The sequence below is a fragment of the Nocardia sp. GP40 genome (assembly GCF_050434125.1).
Taxonomy (GTDB): domain Bacteria; phylum Actinomycetota; class Actinomycetes; order Mycobacteriales; family Mycobacteriaceae; genus Nocardia; species Nocardia albiluteola.
Map to the genome: position 1 here is coordinate 561,613 of NZ_JBNPVW010000001.1, position 17,225 is coordinate 578,837.

At 69.7% G+C, this 17,225-nt stretch carries 14 protein-coding genes; 7 read left to right on the forward strand and 7 right to left on the reverse strand.

Features of this window, described 5'->3' with window-relative positions; translation table 11 throughout:
- Positions 1 to 212 precede the first annotated feature (212 nt).
- Complete coding sequence (gcvT, locus tag ABH933_RS02385) at positions 213 to 1,322, forward strand: glycine cleavage system aminomethyltransferase GcvT (RefSeq protein ID WP_429414621.1); 1,110 nt, start codon at positions 213 to 215, stop codon at positions 1,320 to 1,322.
- A gap of 497 nt (positions 1,323 to 1,819) precedes the next feature.
- Positions 1,820 to 2,920, forward strand: coding sequence for a branched-chain amino acid aminotransferase (locus tag ABH933_RS02390; protein ID WP_429414624.1), 1,101 nt, complete (start codon positions 1,820 to 1,822; stop codon positions 2,918 to 2,920).
- Positions 2,921 to 3,013: 93 nt separating this feature from the next.
- Here the strand turns inward: ABH933_RS02390 and ABH933_RS02395 are convergent, their stop codons facing one another.
- The 3 genes from ABH933_RS02395 to ABH933_RS02405 all read right to left on the reverse strand — a co-directional run bounded on the left by ABH933_RS02395 (position 3,014) and on the right by ABH933_RS02405 (position 5,270).
- Positions 3,014 to 3,727 carry an MBL fold metallo-hydrolase gene (locus ABH933_RS02395; RefSeq protein ID WP_429414627.1) on the reverse strand — a complete coding sequence of 238 codons (714 nt, stop codon included), beginning with the start codon at positions 3,725 to 3,727 and terminating at the stop codon, positions 3,014 to 3,016.
- Between the two features lie 70 nt (positions 3,728 to 3,797).
- Positions 3,798 to 4,769, reverse strand: coding sequence for a carbohydrate kinase family protein (locus ABH933_RS02400; RefSeq protein WP_429414630.1), 972 nt, complete (start codon positions 4,767 to 4,769; stop codon positions 3,798 to 3,800).
- Between the two features lie 150 nt (positions 4,770 to 4,919).
- The gene (locus tag ABH933_RS02405; protein ID WP_429414633.1) at positions 4,920 to 5,270 is read right to left on the reverse strand and encodes a HesB/IscA family protein; all 351 of its coding nucleotides are present in this window, start codon (positions 5,268 to 5,270) and stop codon (positions 4,920 to 4,922) included.
- Positions 5,271 to 5,551: 281 nt separating this feature from the next.
- On the opposite strand from ABH933_RS02405, the gene ABH933_RS02410 reads away from it, so the two are divergent.
- Positions 5,552 to 6,208, forward strand: a complete 657-nt coding sequence (locus ABH933_RS02410; RefSeq protein WP_429414636.1) for a DUF3043 domain-containing protein — start codon at positions 5,552 to 5,554, stop codon at positions 6,206 to 6,208.
- 92 nt (positions 6,209 to 6,300) lie between these two features.
- Here ABH933_RS02410 and ABH933_RS02415 read toward each other — a convergent pair whose 3' ends face one another.
- Together ABH933_RS02415 and ABH933_RS02420 are read right to left on the reverse strand one after the other, a co-directional pair.
- A complete protein-coding gene (locus ABH933_RS02415; protein WP_429414639.1) occupies positions 6,301 to 6,465 on the reverse strand; it encodes a hypothetical protein in 165 nt (54 codons plus the stop codon).
- 8 nt (positions 6,466 to 6,473) lie between these two features.
- Entirely contained in the window at positions 6,474 to 6,638 is a 165-nt protein-coding gene (locus tag ABH933_RS02420; protein WP_215918978.1) for a hypothetical protein, read from the reverse strand.
- Between the two features lie 86 nt (positions 6,639 to 6,724).
- On the opposite strand from ABH933_RS02420, the gene ABH933_RS02425 reads away from it, so the two are divergent.
- On the forward strand, positions 6,725 to 7,681 hold the full coding sequence (locus ABH933_RS02425) for a helix-turn-helix domain-containing protein (protein WP_429414642.1): 957 nt from the start codon (positions 6,725 to 6,727) through the stop codon (positions 7,679 to 7,681).
- Between the two features lie 127 nt (positions 7,682 to 7,808).
- On the opposite strand, the gene ABH933_RS02430 is transcribed toward ABH933_RS02425, so the two are convergent.
- Positions 7,809 to 8,183: a ClpX C4-type zinc finger protein gene (locus ABH933_RS02430; RefSeq protein WP_215918980.1), complete on the reverse strand. Its 375-nt coding sequence runs from the start codon at positions 8,181 to 8,183 to the stop codon at positions 7,809 to 7,811.
- 340 nt (positions 8,184 to 8,523) lie between these two features.
- Between ABH933_RS02430 and cobT the strand changes: the two genes are divergently transcribed.
- Positions 8,524 to 10,359, forward strand: coding sequence for a nicotinate-nucleotide--dimethylbenzimidazole phosphoribosyltransferase (gene cobT, locus ABH933_RS02435; RefSeq protein ID WP_429415701.1), 1,836 nt, complete (start codon positions 8,524 to 8,526; stop codon positions 10,357 to 10,359).
- Between the two features lie 460 nt (positions 10,360 to 10,819).
- A complete protein-coding gene (locus tag ABH933_RS02440; RefSeq protein ID WP_429414646.1) occupies positions 10,820 to 11,569 on the forward strand; it encodes an adenosylcobinamide-GDP ribazoletransferase in 750 nt (249 codons plus the stop codon).
- Between the two features lie 418 nt (positions 11,570 to 11,987).
- Here ABH933_RS02440 and ABH933_RS02445 read toward each other — a convergent pair whose 3' ends face one another.
- Positions 11,988 to 13,652: a purple acid phosphatase family protein gene (locus ABH933_RS02445; protein ID WP_429415704.1), complete on the reverse strand. Its 1,665-nt coding sequence runs from the start codon at positions 13,650 to 13,652 to the stop codon at positions 11,988 to 11,990.
- 460 nt (positions 13,653 to 14,112) lie between these two features.
- Here ABH933_RS02445 and ABH933_RS02450 point away from each other — a divergent pair, with 460 nt between their 5' ends.
- A complete protein-coding gene (locus ABH933_RS02450; protein ID WP_429414649.1) occupies positions 14,113 to 17,214 on the forward strand; it encodes an alpha-mannosidase in 3,102 nt (1,033 codons plus the stop codon).
- Positions 17,215 to 17,225 lie beyond the last annotated feature (11 nt).

Below are 17,225 nucleotides of genomic sequence, written 5' to 3' on the forward strand. Positions count from 1 at the left end.
TGACGTGAGGCGACGTTTCCGGGACCGGGTGCGGACGACGCCCGGGCCATTTCGCGTACCGGCGGTCCGCAGGCAAGGAATGGTCGCCGCACCCCGTACTCGGGGCCGCACACGCCGGATGTGCCTGGCTGGACGGGGTGCGGATTTCCCTCACCGGTGCGGGTGTGCGCGGGACTGGACGAGGTGGGGGCGGCGGCGGTTAGGGTTGCGCCATGAGTGAGCCGAGCGACGCGAACCTGCTGCAGGGGCCGATCCACGATGTGCACGTCGAGCTGGGGGCGAAATTCGCGCCGTTCGGCGGGTGGGAGATGCCGGTGTCCTATGCGGGGACCGTTGCGGAGCACACCGCGGTGCGCACGAGCGTCGGCGTCTTCGATGTGAGTCACCTCGGCAAGGCCACGGTCGCCGGGCCCGGTGCGGCGGCATTCGTGAACTCGGCGCTGACCAACGATCTGGGCCGGATCCGGCCCGGCAAGGCCCAGTACACGCTGTGCTGCACGCCCGAGGGCGGGGTGATCGACGATCTGATCGCCTACTACGTGAGCGACGACGAGATCTTCCTCGTGCCCAATGCCGCCAACACCGCCGCGGTCGTCGCCGCGCTGCGCACTGTCGCACCCGAGGGCATCACGATCACCGACGAGCATCGGGAGTACGCCGTCTTCGCGGTCCAGGGGCCGAAGTCGACGCAGGTACTCGCCGCGCTCGGGTTGCCGACCGAGATGGAGTACATGGCCTACGCGGACTCGCAGTGGCAGGGCCATCCGGTCCGGGTCTGCCGCACCGGCTACACCGGCGAACACGGCTATGAGCTGCTGCCCCGCTGGAACGACGCGCCGGACCTGTTCCGTGCGCTCGTCACGCAGGTCCGCGCGGCCGGCGGCGAGCCCGCGGGCCTGGGTGCCCGCGACACCCTGCGCACCGAGATGGGCTACCCGCTGCACGGACACGAACTGTCGTTGGATATTTCGCCGGTGCAGGCCCGTGCCGGCTGGGCGGTCGGCTGGAAGAAGCCGGAGTTCTGGGGCAAATCCACACTGGAACAGGAGAAGTCGGCCGGTCCGCGCCGAATCCTGATGGGCCTCAGGGCACTCGACCGCGGTGTGCTGCGCCAGGGCCAGACCGTGCTGCGCGGCGACGAGACCGTCGGCGAGACCACCTCGGGTACCTTCTCGCCCACCCTGGAGGTCGGCATCGCGCTGACCCTGCTGAACACCGACTCCGGTCTCGAGCCGGGCGACGAGGTACACGTCGACGTGCGTGGTCGCCGCCTGCGTGCCGAGGTGGTGCGGCCCCCGTTCGTCACGCCACATACGTCCTGATGGTCTGGAGCGGCAGTCCGGGCTCTGCGTTCGTGATTCCGCGTATGTCCTGATGGTCTGGGGCGGCGGTCCGGGTTCTGTGTTCGTGATTCTGCATACGTCCTGACGTTCGGGAGCGGCGGTCCGGGCTTTGTGTTCGTGATTCCGCGTATGTCCTGATGTTCCGGAGCAGCGGTCCGGAACCGGCTCGAGAGCGTGCGCGGGCCAGCAACGTGTCCAGCGGGACCACGGCCGCGTTCGAAGACGTACGGGCGCCGGCGCATCGCTGACGCCATTGCCCTCGTCGGCGACCGCCACAGGGGGCCGGCGGCTCACCGCCGCTGGCCACTCGCCGAATCCAGGGTCCGGTCGTGTTGCGGCGGATCGGGTCTCGGGCGTAGCGACATGCTTCGTGGCACGAGCGCCCGCTGGCGCCTTGCTGAGCAGTCTGCCCAGCGCCGGTCGGCGTTTTCGGACCTCGCGGCGGGCGGCCGACCGGGAGTTCTAGGATCGGGGACATGACCGTTGCCGCACAGTTCACCCGCGTTCCGCATCCCGCCCCCACCTCGGCGCAGCGACGACAGGAGATCTTGACGGCACCGGGATTCGGTCGCTACTTCACCGACCACATGGTCACGATCGACTACGCGGACGGACAGTGGGGTGAGGGGCGTGTCGAGCCCTACGGCCCGCTGACGATGGACCCCTCGACCATGGTGTTCCATTACGGCCAGGCGATTTTCGAGGGGCTCAAGGCCTACCGGCAGAGCGACGGCAGCATCGCCACCTTCCGCGTCGATGCGAATGCCGCTCGTTTCCAGCGCTCGGCGCGGCGCATGGCGATGGCCGAGCTGCCTGAGGAACTGTTCATCGAGTCGATCCGCCAGCTGCTCGAGATCGACGCCGACTGGGTGCCGGCCGCAGGGGGAGAGGATTCGCTGTACCTGCGGCCGTTCCTGCTCGCCACCGAGGCCGGCCTGGGCGTCAAGCCGGCCGCGGCGTACAAGTATCTGCTGCTGGGCTCGCCCGCGGGCGCCTACTTCCCGCGCGGCCTCAAGCCGGTGCGGGTGTGGCTGTCCACCGAATACGTGCGGGCCGCCCCCGGCGGCACGGGCGAGGCGAAGGTCGCTGGCAACTACGCGGCCTCGCTGCTGGCGCAGCAACAGGCCAGCGAGAAGGGCTGTGACCAGGTCGTGTGGCTCGATGCCCACGAGCATCGCTATGTCGAGGAGATGGGCACCAACAACCTGTTCTTCGTCTTCGGCTCGGGATCGCAGGCGCGGCTGGTGACACCGGAGCTGTCCGGCTCGCTGCTGCCCGGCATCACCCGCGACTCGCTGCTGACGCTGGCCGCCGACGCCGGGTACGAGGTGGAGCAGCGCCGGGTTTCGGTGGAGGAATGGCGCAAGGGCGCCGAATCCGGGGAAATCACCGAGGTTTTCGGCTGCGGCACCGCGGCGGTGGTCATTCCGGTCGCCACCGTCTGCTCCGAGGACGGCGAATTCACCGTCGGCGGAGGCGAACCCGGCGAGGTCACCATGGCGCTGCGGGACACCCTCACGGGTATCCAGCGCGGCACTTTCGCTGACATTCACGGCTGGATGCGCACGCTCGCCTGAGTTTGCGGCGCCGGTGAGCGCAGCGAACCAGTAGGCACTACGCCCTCGGGGCGCCGCAAGCCCGGCGGAGCGAAGCGGAGGCCATGTGACAGCTCAGCCCGGCATCAGCATCTGCCACTGGTCCAGGGTCTGCGGGCGCATGACGTAGTTCTTCTCGCGGACCTCGGACAGGGCGGCGCTGGGTTCCTCGGCGTACCAGTGCCCGGGATACACGACCGGATCCCCTTGCAGCTCAGCCAGATAGCGCAGGCTGCGGAACATCGAGTCCGAGTCCCCGCCCGGGAAATCGGTGCGCCCGCAGCCCTGCACGAACAGCGTGTCGCCGGCGACGAGCCGATCCTCGAACAGGAAGCACATGCTGCCCGGCGTATGCCCCGGGGTATGCAGCAGTTCGATATCGAACGCGCCGACCGAGAGCTTGTCGCCGTGTTCGTGCCCGGTCAGCTCGCTGGGCGCGATCCCGGTGACGTTGGCGACCCACGGTAGTTCCTCCGCATGCACGTGCACCGGAACCTGCACCCGCTCCAGCAGCTCCCGCACGCCGTGCAAGGTGAATCCGAGCATGGTGCCGCCCACGTGGTCGGGATGATGATGGGTCGCCAGCACCCCGCTCAACCGCAGCCCGTCGGCCTCGGCGATGTCCACCAGATCGCCCGCGGCGTAGGCCGGATCCACGACCACGCACTCACCGGTCTCCCGATCGCCGATCAGGTACGCGAAATTGCGCATCTGCGTGGCGATCGGATCGCCTACGGCCCAATCCCGCCCGGCGAGCAGTTGTCGGAAGTACAAACGGTCGGATCCCATGCCCACACCCTATGGGTCGCGGGCGAATCGGTCGCATCCAGGCAGTTGCGGAGTGCCCGTCGCTCGCCGGTTACGGCAGCAGCGCGCCGATCTCGGCGGCCACCTCGGCACCGTAGGCCTCGCGCAGCCGCTTGACCGCGACATCGCGGTCCAGCGTCCAGTCCTGCGGACCGACCGATTCCAGCACGAGCACCGCGACCAGCGAACCGAGCTGGGCGGATCGTTCCAGGCCGAGCCCGGCGGAGCGGCCGGTCAGGAATCCCGCGCGGAAGCCGTCGCCGACGCCGGTGGGGTCCGCTTTCGCGATGTCCGGAACCACGTCGACGTGCAGTTCGGTGCCGTCCCGGTCGACGATCTTCGCGCCCTTGGCGCCGAGCGTGGTGACCCGGATGCCCACGCGCTCACCGACTTCGGCCTCGCTCAGGCCGGTCTTCTGCAGCAGGATGCCCCATTCGTACTCGTTGGTGAACAGGTACTCGGCGCCGTCGATGAGCTTCACGATGGACTCGCCGTCAAGCAGCGCGAGCTGCTGGGACGGATCCGCGGCGAACGGGATTCCGGCCGCGCGGCACTGCTCGGTGTGGCGCAGCATGGCCTCCGGGTCGTCGGCGCCGATCAGCGCCAGCTCCAGATCGCGGTCCGCGGCCAGCGCGGTGATGTCGATATCGCGGGCCTCGCTCATCGCGCCCGGGTAGAAGGAGGCGATCTGGGCCATCGTCGTGTCGGTGGTGCACACGAAGCGGGCAGTGTGCGCCTTGGTGGAGACCAGCACCGCCGAGCAGTCCACGCCGCTGCTCTCCAGCCATTCCCGGTACTCGCCCCAGTCGCGGCCGACCGCGCCGACCAGCAGCGGATTGCGGCCGAGCACGCCCATGGCATAGGAGATGTTGCCCGCGACGCCGCCGCGGCGGATGACCAGGTCGTCCACCAGGAAGCTCAGCGACACGTGCTCGAGCTGATCGGCGAGCAACACGTCGGAGAACTTGCCCGGAAAGCGCATCAGATGGTCTGTCGCAATCGATGCCGACACTGCGATGGTCACGAAACCCGGTCCTTCACTGTCGATGCGAGGTCGGCCCCCACCGTACCGCGATGATCGTCCTGCGTGGGCCGAGACAAGCGAGCGGCGCGTGCGTCACCGCACGCGCCAGTTCGCTACGGCGCGGAGCTTGGGCCCGCGCCGGTCAAAAGGTCAGTTGAAGCTGTCGCCGCAGGCGCAGGACCCGGTGGCGTTCGGGTTGTCGATCGTGAAGCCCTGCTTCTCGATGGTGTCGACGAAATCGATCGCCGCACCCTGCACGTACGGGGCGCTCATGCGATCGACTGCCAGCTTGACGCCGCCGAACTCGACGATCAGGTCGCCGTCGAGGGCGCGATCGTCGAAGAAGAGCTGGTAGCGCAGGCCGGCACAGCCACCGGGCTGGACGGCGATGCGCAGCGACAGATCGTCGCGGCCCTCCTGATCGAGCAGCGCCTTGGCCTTCGAGGCGGCGGCGTCGGTCAGAGTCACACCGTGGGTGGTGGTCTCGTTCTGCACAGACATGAACTCTCCTGGGGGATGGTGAGCCGACGGACCTTGCGGAGTCGGCGGGGTGGGTCGGCACAGGACCTGTGTTCAACCCGGAACAGCGCACGGCTCCTCAGCGGTCAACATCACCGGGCGGGGTGACTATTCCAATCTTGCCACTTGCGCGGACCCGACGTGGCCGTGCACCCCCGGAAACGCCGGGTTACCGGGGATTGAACGGTGCGGTATGACGCGAGACACAGCGAACTGGGCGGACCGCATTTCCCCCGAGGGTGGTCGTCGAATAGCCTGGTCGCGTGAAGTTCCTCCGCCGCGGCGAAGCAGCAGCCAGCAACGACCTCGCCGACGACACCTCGGCCGCCGAGGCCGGCGGCTCGGCCACGTCCACCACCACCACGGGTAAGGGGCGCCCGACCCCGAAGCGGCGCGACGCCGAGGCCAAGCGCCGCGGTCCGGTCGCGCCCGCCCCCATGACGCAGAAAGAGGCCCGGGCCAGGCGCAAGGCCAACCGGGGCACCAAGGCCGATCGCAAGGCCGCCTCCGCCGACCGCCGCGCGGCCTCGGCCGATCGGCGCGCCCGCATGCTCGCCGGCGAGGAGAAGTACCTGCTGCCGCGCGACCGCGGTCCGGTTCGTGCCTACGTGCGCGACCTCGTCGATGCCCGCCGCAACCTGGTCGGCCTGTTCATGCCGCTCGCGCTGGTCCTGATCGTGACGATGTTCCTCACCCCCGCGGTGCAGGCGTACGTCACGCTGGCGATGCTGGTGATGATGGGGTTCATGGCCGCGGAGGGCCTGATCATCGGCAGGACGATCAACCGCCGGGTGCGCGAGCGCTTCCCCGACAGCATCGATTCGTCGGTCTCGCTGGGCTGGTACGCCTTCGTGCGCGCGTCGCAGATCCGTCGCATGCGCGCACCCAAGCCGCGGGTCAATCCGGGCGACGCCGTCTAGTCGTCCAACCGCCGCACCCCATACGGGGATTCGCACTCGCTGATGAGGATGCGAATCCCGGTATGGGGTGCGGTTGTTTCTGCATGCGGATGTCAGCAGTGTTCGCGGGCGGCACCGCCCAGCAGGATGCCGAAGCGGGCGGTGTCGGAGGGGCGAATGCCGGGCGGTTCGGATGGTTCGTAGGTGAACATTCGGGCGGTGAGCTGGTCGACGGTGGCGTTGAAGTGGCGCAGGCGATTTCGGAGAGATATCAGCACGGCCGCCCTCACCGGTAATCGTGGATGGCGAGCAGGGCGCGCAGCTCGCTCTGGAGCCGTTGCGCGTCGCGGTCGACGACGTCCGTGGATCCGTTGAGCCCCACGCCGATTCGGCGGTACAGGACGACGGACAGTGCGGTGATGGTCAGGAACAGAAGCGCAAAAGTAAGCATGGCAGTAATTTTGCGCCCATGAACTTGGCGCCAACAGTGGCAGCGATGCCATTGTTCATAAATATTCAGCCACGTACACTGTGGGAGTGTTGTCCAAGGTTGCCGTCGTGCTCAGCGCCCCACTGGCCATGTTCGAATTCGGTGTCGTCTGTGAGGTTTTCGGCCTGGACCGCAGGGACGACGGGTTGCCCCTGTTCGACTTCCGGGTGTGCGGGGTCGAGCCGGGTAAGCCGCTGGCGTCGAGTTCGCCGGGCATCGCCGTCACGCCGGAGTACGGTCTGGATCAGTTGCGCGACGCGGACCTGGTCGCCGTGCCCGCGTTCCCCTTCGGGGCGGGGCGCGCCTTCGATCCCCGTGTGGTGCAGGCCGTTCGCGATGCGTCCGCGGCGGGTGCGACGGTGCTGACGGTCTGTTCCGGCGCCTTCCTGGCGGGCGCGGCCGGGTTGCTCGACGGCCGCAAGTGCACCACGCATTGGCGCTATGTCGATCAGTTGGCGCAGATGTACCCCGCGGCCACCGTCGATCCCGACGTGCTTTTCGTCGACGAGGGCAATCTGATCACCAGCGCCGGAACCGCCGCCGGAATCGACGCATGCCTGCACCTCGTTCGCCGCGAGCTGGGCAGCGCCGCGGCCAACAAGATCGCCCGGCGCATGGTGGTGCCGCCGCAGCGCGACGGAGGGCAGCGCCAGTTCATCGAACGCCCGGTGCCGGAGTGCGATTCCGACAGCCTCCGCGAGACTTTGCGCTGGATGAACGAACATCTGGAGCTGCCGCACACCGTCGAGAGCCTGGCGGCCCGGTCGTCGATGTCGACCCGCACCTTCGCCCGCCGCTTCGCCGCCGAGGCCGGGACCACGCCGGTGAAATGGCTGACGAATCAGCGCATCCTGCAGGCCAAGCACCTGCTCGAAGACACGGCCCTGGACCTGGAGAGCATCGCCTCGAGGTGTGGCTTCGGCTCGGGAGCCCTACTGCGCCACCACTTTCAGCGACTGGTGGGTATAGCGCCGACCGAATACCGCCGCCACTTCGGGGTGTAGCACGTTCGGCCCGCAGGCATGAGCGCCGGTTACTCGCGGTGATGGTGTGGCGCGCGAGATCGTCCGGCGCGCAGCGGATCCCTGGTGAGGCAGTACCGCCCAACGGTATTCCGGGGCGGATCGGCGCCTACTCTTCGCCGGAGAATCGCTCCCAGGCGGATTGGCGGGTGATGCCGAGGGCGGCGCCGATGCGAGTCCAGGTGACGCCGCGGCGGCGCAGCTCCTGCACCCAGGTGCGCAGGTTCTCCTCGACCTGATCGGCGACGGCGGCGACGCGGGGGATGTGCTCGAGCATCTGCTCCTCGGTCAGGGTTTCCCACAGCGGAAGGCGGGCCTGCGCGGGGTTCACCCCGTATTCCTCGACGATGGAGTCGGCCAGTGCGATGCATTCGTTGCAGATGTGCACGCCGGGACCGGCGACGAGCCGGTCTACCTCCGTATTGGCCTTGCCGCAGAAGGAGCACCGGGGAGGCTCGGGCGTGGTCGATGCGGGTGGGGTCATTGTCGTGCCTTTCGAATAGGGAGAGCTCCTCGTGTCAGGAGCGACCTGACACGAGAATAGGCCGTCAGGGATTACCTGACAAGCACGAATCCGGACGTGATCGGTAGTGGTGCGTGGATGCTGCCATCGGCGCGTGATTGGTACCGTTCTGGCGTGTTGAACGATGCTGCGAGCGAGCTTGCGAGCGAGCCATGGGCACTGTGCGCTTCGCGCACGACGGAGCCGAGCGTTAGCGAGGTGGAGTTGTGAGCGGAGCGCAGCGGAGCGAGCCATGGGCACTGTGCGCTTCGCGCACGACGGAGCCGAGCGCCAGCGAGGTGGAGTCGTGAGCGAACGGCCCATGCGGGCGTTGGTGCTCGGTGGGACCCGGTCCGGGAAGTCGGCGTTCGCCGAGGAAATGGCCGGTCGGGCCGGGGTGGTGCGGTACATCGCGACGGCGGTGGTGGACCCGGCCGACGCCGACTTCGCCGAACGGGTGGCCGCGCACCGGAGCCGGCGCCCGGAGGGTTGGAGCGTCGTCGAGGGTGATCCGGTGGACGCGTTGAATGCGTCCGCGCCGATGACGCTCATCGACGATCTGGGCACCTGGCTGACCGCGCGGATCGACGCGCGCGCGGCGTGGGAATCGCCGCGGGGGATCGTCGCACCTGATGCGGATGCGCTGGTCGCGGCGATCGAGGGATACGAGCAGCCGCTGGTGATCGTCAGCCCCGAGGTGGGGCTGGGCGTGCTGCCCGCGACTCGGTCCGCGCGGCTGTTCACCGACGAGATCGGGGACCTGAATCAGCGCGTGGCGGCGCTGTGCGACGAGGTGTATCTGGTCGTCGCGGGGGTGCCGACGCGGATCAAGGGCGCCGGGGTGGCGGCCGGAAGTGGTATCGCGGCACCGGCTTCCGATGCCGAAGCTACGACTGTGGCGGCGGCGACGGCAACGGCTGCGGCAGTTGCGGATTCGGCCCCCTCGAAAGGCGCGGCGACCCGCGTGTCCGAGCCGGGTCCGGCGGAAACATCATCCGATGTCACCGCGAACGGAACGCTCGCAACGGTTTCCGCGTCGACGATTCCCTCCGCCGCAGACCCGATGTACGACGTGTCCGGTGGCGCACCGGTTTTCGAGACGGTGACCCCGCCGGATCCGCACGCCAGGGTCCGGGCGCAGGAGCGGCAACTGCAGCTGACCAAGCCCGCCGGATCGCTGGGGCGGCTCGAGGTCCTGGGCAATTGGCTCGCCGCGTGTCAGGGGGTGTGTCCGCCGCGGCAGTTCGAGCGGGCCCGGGTGGTGGTGTTCGCGGGGGACCACGGCATTGCGCGGCACGGGGTTTCGGCCTTCCCGAGCGAGGTGACCGTGCAGATGGTCGCCAATTTCATGGCCGGCGGCGCCGCGGTGAACGCCCTGGCGCGGCTGTCGGGAGCGACGGTGCGCGTGGTCGATATCGCCGTCGATGCCGACACCGATCCGTCCGTCTCGGCCCACAAGGTGCGTCGCAGCAGCGGCGCCATCGACCGCGAGGACGCGCTCACCGAGGCACAGGTGCACGCCGCGCTGGCGGCCGGGCGGGCGATCGCCGACGAGGAGATCGACGGCGGCGCGGACCTGCTCATCGCCGGTGACATGGGCATCGGAAACACCACCCCCGCAACGGTTCTCATCGCCGCCATCACCGACACCGAGCCGGTGCTGGCCGTGGGCAGGGGCACCGGCGTCGACGATGCGGGCTGGATCCGCAAGACCGCCGCGATCCGCGACGCGATGTGGCGGGCCCGCCCCCACCTGAAGGACCCGGCCGCGCTCCTGCGCGTGGCGGGCGGCGCGGACCTGGCGGCGATGGCGGGGTATCTCGCCCAGGCCGCGGTGCGCCGCACGCCCGTGATCTTGGACGGCGTCGTGGTCACCGCCGCGGCCCTGCTCGCGGACGCGCTCGCGCCGGGCGCCAAGGCGTGGTGGGTGGCCGGGCACCGCTCGACCGAGCCCGCGCACCAGCTGGCGCTCACGAAACTGGGCCTGGAACCGCTGGTGAGCATGGACATGCGCCTGGGCGAGGGCTCGGGCGCGGTCACCGCGCTGCCGATCCTGCGCTCGGCCATCGCGACCCTCTCGGAAATGGCGACCTTTGCCGATGCGGGCGTCAGCACCAAGGACGAGCCCGCCACGGCCGCAACCGACGCCCCATCCTGACCGGGACACCGATGCCGACTACCCGGTCACCCATCGCCGCCGGCGCCGAGGATGCTGTGGACTCCATCGACGCTGATCGACCCCTCGCGGTGGGACATACGATAGGCCGGTCCGCTGTCAGGGGCGTGGCCGATTACGGTGCTCGGCTGGGCGCGGTGCCGACGCGTGGTGTGCGACCGGCCGCACGATCGAGTGGTGTCGGTGCTGGCGACCGCGCGGTCCCGCAGCGGTGTGTCCGGTGCCGATGCGCTGACCGCGGCGATCGCCGGATTCGCCGTCGGCCCGCGGCGCAGCCGCACAGCGCGGGCGCGGTCTTCGGGGCCCGGCGACCCAGCCGGCCGCCGAGCCACCCGGCGCCGACAAGCGCGGCGCCGGCGGTGAGGCTGATGGGCGGTTGGGCGTGCGGCGGAGTGGAGTCGATGAGAGCGGCGCGGTTGGGCGGGGCGGGGGAGTGGCGCCGATGAACGGCGTGCGGCTGGCGTTCTCGTGGCTGACGGTGCTGCCCGTGCGCGGCCCGGACGACGTCGACCGGGCGGTGGCGGCGCGGGCGATCGGGCTCGCGCCGGTGGTGGGCGTCCTGCTCGGGGGCGGCGCGGCGGCGTTGATGTGGGTGCTGACGGCGGCCGGAATGGGTACTGTGCTCGCCGGATTCGTGACGGTGGGCGGGCTGGCGCTGGCCACCCGGGGCATGCACCTCGACGGCGTCGCCGACACCCTGGACGGGCTGGGCTGTTACGGTCCGCCCGAACGGGCCCGCGAGGTCATGAAGAGCGGCGGGGTAGGGGCCTTCGGCGCGGCGGCGTTGGTCTTCGTTATCGGCATTCAGGCGTTTTCATTCGGGGCGCTCGCGGAGTCCGGGCGCTGGCCCGCCATCGTGCTCGTGGTCGCCGCGGGCCGGGTCGCGGTCGTGCTGGCCTGCATGCTTCCCGCCGAGGCTGCCCCCGGCTCCGGATTCGGTGTGCTGGTCGCCAGAACCCAATCCGTGCCGATCGCCCTGGCCTGGGCGATCTTCGCGATGGGCCTGTCCGCGCTCGCGATCGCGCCCTACTACTCGCTCGGCCCGCTCGCCGTCGCCCTGGCACTCATCGCCGCCCTGTTCCTGACCCGGCACTGTGTGCGCCGCTTCGGCGGCCTCAACGGCGACATCCTCGGCGCGGCACTGGAACTCACCGTCGCGATCGTCGCCGCCCTGACCACTCTGCACCCCTGATCGCGCGCCGCGTCGGCCGGGGGGCTGGTCCGTGCGCGACGCCGGCGGCCCAGCCATGACATCCTCGGCGTCCCACCGCAACTCCCGACCATTGGTCCGCCCGGCGTCTTCCGCTGATCGTCCGTTCAACGGCCGCTCGGTCCCGGGGCGGCAACCGTGGTGCGCTGTCGTGGGTGACGCGGCGGCCTCGTACTCACGCTGGTCCAAGTGTCATCATCGGCCTGCCCCGCGTTCTCGACTGGTCGTCCGTTCAACGGCCGCTCGGTCCCGGGGCGGCGACCATGGTGCGCTGTCGTGGGTGACGCGGCGGCCTCGTACTCACGCTGGCCCAAGTGTCATCATCGGCCTGCCCGCGGGGACGCGCACGCCGGATGCGCGACGGGTTGTCGAATCCGTTCGGACCGCCGATGGCGCCCGGTCAGCGGTCGGAGCGGGGGCGGGTGAGGGTGAACTTGTCGACGACGGTCAGGTCGCTGGTTGGCCCGGTGAGGGCGTAGTAGGTGGCGGTGATGGTGGTGTTGCCGCCCGGGTGGCCGGGATCGACGTCGAAGGCGCAGAAGCCGTACGGGTGCTCGGCGTCCTTGAAGGCCGACCACGGTGCGTCCTCGAGCACATAGACCGGGGCCTTCTTGCCGGTGGCGGGGTTCACGTCGCCGACGGCGGTGACCACGCGGCAGTGGTTGCCGGGGAAGAACAGCTGGTTCGAGGGCAGCGAGGTGCCGCCACCCCCGATGACCAGGTGCACCGTGCCCTTGCTGGTGTCGATGACATCGGTGCGCGTGGAAACCGGCTGCGGGGTGAGGGTCTCGGTGCCCAGGTTCCCGCGCAGCGGATGCGATCGCTCGTAGTGATGTTCGTGCCCGGCCAGCACCAGATCGACCTGGTACTTGTCGAACAGCGGCAGCCACTCCTGGCGGATCGCCAGGTCCGCGCCGTTGAACTTGTCGGCCGAGGAGATCGCGGTCTGATGCATGAAGACCACCACCCAGTCGATCCCGCGGTCCGCACGGGCCTTTGCCAATTCGGCCTCCAGCCAGCGCTTCTGGGCGCCGCCGGAGTAGCCGCGCACATAGCTGCTGCCCGCGTCCTGGTAGCAGATGTCGTCGTTGGCGACCGCGATCACCCGCATCCCGCCGACCGTGAACGAGTACCACAGCCCGCGTGCGAGATCCTCGCTGCCGGAGTCCGGGACGGTGAAATACGTTTGGAACGCCTGATATCCGATCGGCCCGTTGCCCAGCTCGTTCTCGTGATTGCCGGGCGCGGGCATCCAGGGCCGGTAGCGGGCCGACCGGGAGTTGTTGGCCCACCAGTCGTTCCAGGTGCGGACACGGTCGGTGGCCAGGTTCGCGTAGCACAGATCGCCGTTGACGAGGTTGAACAGCGGCGCCACCCGCTCGATCCCGGCGGTCACATCGCCCGCGAACGGGGATCCCAGATTGTCGTTGACGTAGGTGGGCAGCGCGTAACCCAGGCCCGCATCGACCGCGGGAGTACCCTGCACCTTGCCCAGCGTGGGCGTGCCCTGATCGCCGAAGCTGGTGAACCGGAACGCCGCCCGGCCCGCGGGCGCGGTGCGCAGGGTGCCCAGATCCGGGGGCGCGCCGTCGTGCCCGGCCGCATAGACGTAGTCGGTGTCGGGGGTCAGGCCGCTCAGTCGCGCGTGGTGGGCCTGAATCTCGATGCCGGATTTGGCATCCCGATACGTCCGGGTCTCCGCGGCCACGGTCGTGCCGAAACCCTGTGCGGCCGTGCCGTATCGCACCACTGGCTTGCGCACCGAGCCCACGGTGTGCCAGGACACCACCGCTTCCCGCGCGGCGTCGGCCCCGAACTGCAGATGCAACCCCGCGACCCGTGGCGCACCCGCCTTGTCCGCGCCCACCGCCAGCTCCGCCGACCGCGGCCATATCTCGGACGCCCCGGTGTTGTTGTCCCGCAGGGCCACCGCCCCGCCCGCACCGACGGCGAGACCCGCCACCGCGGCGCCCGCCGACGCACCGAACAGCCATCGACGGCTCACCCCTCGCCGCCCGGACGAATCCGCCGCTGCGGCATTGGCCCGGCCTGCGGAATCGCCCATGCTCGTCACGCCCCCTGGCTCGGGTTCGCCCCTCGCCTCGGCATCGCCGCCGCCGGGTTCGGTGCCCGCGTTCTCGACGGCGGGCCCGGTGCTTCCGCCCGAACCTGTTCCGCCCGATTCGGGTTCGCTGCCAGGCTGGGCGCCCGCTGCGCGATTATCCGGCTTGCCGTCGACGCCCTCGCCGAAATTGGGGGAATCCTCGCGGTCGGTCATGGGTATCACCTAACTCGCACACGGTTCTCCGAGTACGACGACACGGCAAAATCCAGATGAACCAACACCTGGCGATTGCGGACGGCTCGGCGCGGACCGGATCGGGCACCGCAGGTCCGGGTGCGTGCGCCGTACCTCCGACAGGCCGCGCGAGCCATCGCTCGCAATGACCACGGGAATTCACCCCCTTACCGGACAATGGGGATCGTTTGGTGATCATGTCCCGGATCCGATGGGAGCCGTCGTTATGCACGATGACCGCCGGTTGATCGAAGATCGTCTCGCCCGGGTGCTGAAGGATCGCATCACCCCGGCGATCTACCCGGAGTCGGTGCCGCTGCAGGCCTCGATGTGGGTCGCACCCGACGAGCCGGTGCCGGTTGCGGAGGGACTGGCCGCACCGCGGACACCCGTCGAGCCGGGCGCGCGGTGGGGCGCGCCGTGGGGCACCAGCTGGCTCACGGTCCAGGGCACGGTGCCCGCGGAGTGGGCGGGGCGGACCGTGGAAGCGGTCATCGACCTGGGGTTCGACGGGTCGATGACCGGTTTTCAATGCGAGGGCCTGGTGTATCGGCCCGACGGATCGCCGGTGAAGGGCCTGCACCCGCGTAACCAGTGGGTGCGGGTGGCGGCGCCCGCCGTCGGCGGAGAGCGCGTGCTGCTGCACGTGGAGGCCGCCTCGAATCCGATGATCCCGTTCTTCTCACCGAACACCCTCGGCGACAAGGAGACCGCGACGGATGAGCCGCAATACCGGCTGGGTCGAATGGATCTGGCGATCTTCGACGAGGAGGTCTGGCAGCTGGTGCAGGACCTCGAGGTGCTCGGCGAACTCTCACACGAGCTGCCGGGGGATTCGGCACGTCGCTTCGACATTCTGCGCGCGATCGAGCGCGCGCTGGACAGCGTCGATCTGCAGGACGTGAACGCTACCGCGCCGGCGGCGCGCGCGTGCCTGGCCGAGGTGCTGGCCGTTCCGGCCGCGCCCTCGGCACATACGATCAGCGCGGTCGGGCACGCGCACATCGACACCGCATGGCTGTGGCCGTTGCGGGAGACGGTGCGCAAGGTGGCCCGAACCACCGCGAACATGACCGCGCTGCTGGCCCAGGAGCCCGAATTCGTCTACACGATGTCCCAGGCAGCGCAGTACGACTTTCTGAAGCGGCACCGCCCCGAGGTCTACGCGGCGGTGAAAGACGCGGTGGCACAGGGCCGTTTCGTGCCCAGCGGCGGCATGTGGGTCGAATCGGACACGAATATGCCCGGTTCCGAGGCCATGGCGCGGCAGTTCGTGCACGGCAAGCGGTTCTTCCTGCGGGAGTTCGGCATCGAGAACCAGGAGGCCTGGCTGCCGGACACCTTCGGATTCGCCGCGGGCCTGCCGCAGATCATCCGGGCCGCCGGGTCCAGATGGCTGCTGACGCAGAAGATCTCGTGGAGCCAGATCAACAGCTTTCCGCACCACACCTTCCTGTGGGAGGGCATCGACGGCACCCGCATCTTCACCCACTTCCCGCCCGTCGACACCTACAACTGCTCGATGCGCGGCAGCGAGATCGCGCACGCGGCACGGAATTTCAAGGACAAGGGCCGCGCGAGCACCTCGCTGGCCCCGACCGGCTGGGGTGACGGCGGCGGCGGGACGACGCGGGAGATGCTTGCCAAGGCCGCCCGCCTGCGCGATCTGGAGGGCTCGCCGCGGGTGGCGTGGGACAGCCCGGGTGCCTTCTTCGCCAGGGCGGAGGCCGAATACGCGCATCCGCCGGTGTGGGTCGGCGAGCTCTACCTGGAGCTGCATCGCGCCACGCTGACCACGCAGGCGAAGACCAAGCAGGGCAACCGGCGCAGCGAACATCTGCTCCGGGAGGCCGAGCTGTGGGCGGCCACGGCGGCGGTCCGCAAGGGAGCCGGGTATCCGTACGAGGAGCTGGATCGGATCTGGAAGACGGTGCTGCTGCACCAATTCCACGACATCCTGCCCGGCTCGTCGATCGCCTGGGTGCACCGGGAGGCGGAGCGAACCTACGCGGAGGTGGCCGCCGAGCTGACGGCGATCATCGAGCGGGCGCAGTGGGTGCTCGGCGGCGAACGAACGGGGCCGAACATCTGCAATCCGGCGCCGCATGCGTGGCGGTCGATTCCGGCGGGCGGCGCGGCCCCGGCGGACCCGCCGGAGCTGTGCTCGGTGGCCGAGCGCGCCGGCGGCGGTTTCGTGCTGGACAACGGCCTGCTGCGGGTCGAGGTCGACGGTCGTGGCCTGGTGGTATCGCTGGTCGAGGTGCGCACTCGGCGCGAGACGGTGCCGCCGGGTGCGGCCGCGAATCTGCTGCAGCTCCATCCCGATCTGCCGAACTCCTGGGACGCCTGGGATGTCGACATGTTCTATCGCAATCGCGTCGCCGACCTCACCGATCTGTACCTTCTTGCCGCCGTCACCGACACGCACGGCTCCCCGGCGCTGCGTGTGGGCCGGAAGTTCGGAGCATCCACGGTCGTGCAGACCCTGTCACTCCCGCCGGGCGCGCGCGGCCTGGAGATCCACACGGTGGTCGACTGGCACGAGACCGAGAAATTCCTGAAACTGGCCTTCCCCCTGGACATTCACGCCGACCGCTATGCCTCGGAAACCCAGTTCGGGCACGTATTCCGGCCCACCCACACCAATACCAGCTGGGAGTACGCCAAATTCGAGGCGTGCAACCACCGGTTCGTCCACGTCGCGGAGCCGGGCTGGGGCGTGGCGCTGGTCAACGACTCCACTTACGGTCACGACCTGACCCGCGCGGTCCGTGCCGATGGCGGCACGACGACCACCCTGCGCGCCTCGCTGCTACGGGCGCCGCGCTTCCCCGACCCGGAAACCGACCAGGGCAAGCACAGCTTCCGGCATGCCCTGATTCCCGGCGCGGAGATCGGGGACGCGGTGCGCGAGGGCTATCGCATCAATCTCCCGCCGCGCCAGGGGCTCGCCGACCCCGTCGAGCCACTGTTCATCGTCGACAACGACGCCGTGGTGACCAGCGCGGTCAAACTGGCCGACGACGGCAGCGGAGATGTCGTGCTGCGCGTCTACGAGGCGCACGGCGGCCGCGCCTCGGCACTGGTGACACCGGGTTTCGGCACCACCGGATTCGAGGTCTGTGACCTGCTCGAGCGCCCGCTGGGGCAGGACGCGCCACCGAGTCCGGATGACGCTGCGAGCCCGCAGGGTGCTGTGAGTCCGCAGGGTGCTGTGAGTCCGCAGGGTGCCGCGAGTTCGGAAGGAGCTGGGGTCCGCCTGCGGCTGCGACCTTTTCAGCTTGTCACGCTCCGCTTCGCCCGCTCCGCAGAATCGCCTACGGACTGATCCCGCAGCGG

What these genes read in the sequence shown, in the direction of transcription:
- ABH933_RS02395 (WP_429414627.1), bottom strand. Translation starts at nt 3,727, where the DNA reads ATGGGATCCGACCGTTTGTACTTCCGACAACTGCTCGCCGGGCGGGAT.
- ABH933_RS02440 (WP_429414646.1), top strand. Translation starts at nt 10,820, where the DNA reads ATGAACGGCGTGCGGCTGGCGTTCTCGTGGCTGACGGTGCTGCCCGTG.
- ABH933_RS02390 (WP_429414624.1), top strand. Translation starts at nt 1,820, where the DNA reads ATGACCGTTGCCGCACAGTTCACCCGCGTTCCGCATCCCGCCCCCACC.
- ABH933_RS02420 (WP_215918978.1), bottom strand. Translation starts at nt 6,638, where the DNA reads ATGCTTACTTTTGCGCTTCTGTTCCTGACCATCACCGCACTGTCCGTC.
- cobT (WP_429415701.1), top strand. Translation starts at nt 8,524, where the DNA reads ATGCGGGCGTTGGTGCTCGGTGGGACCCGGTCCGGGAAGTCGGCGTTC.
- ABH933_RS02430 (WP_215918980.1), bottom strand. Translation starts at nt 8,183, where the DNA reads ATGACCCCACCCGCATCGACCACGCCCGAGCCTCCCCGGTGCTCCTTC.
- ABH933_RS02405 (WP_429414633.1), bottom strand. Translation starts at nt 5,270, where the DNA reads ATGTCTGTGCAGAACGAGACCACCACCCACGGTGTGACTCTGACCGAC.
- gcvT (WP_429414621.1), top strand. Translation starts at nt 213, where the DNA reads ATGAGTGAGCCGAGCGACGCGAACCTGCTGCAGGGGCCGATCCACGAT.
- ABH933_RS02450 (WP_429414649.1), top strand. Translation starts at nt 14,113, where the DNA reads ATGCACGATGACCGCCGGTTGATCGAAGATCGTCTCGCCCGGGTGCTG.
- ABH933_RS02445 (WP_429415704.1), bottom strand. Translation starts at nt 13,652, where the DNA reads ATGGGCGATTCCGCAGGCCGGGCCAATGCCGCAGCGGCGGATTCGTCC.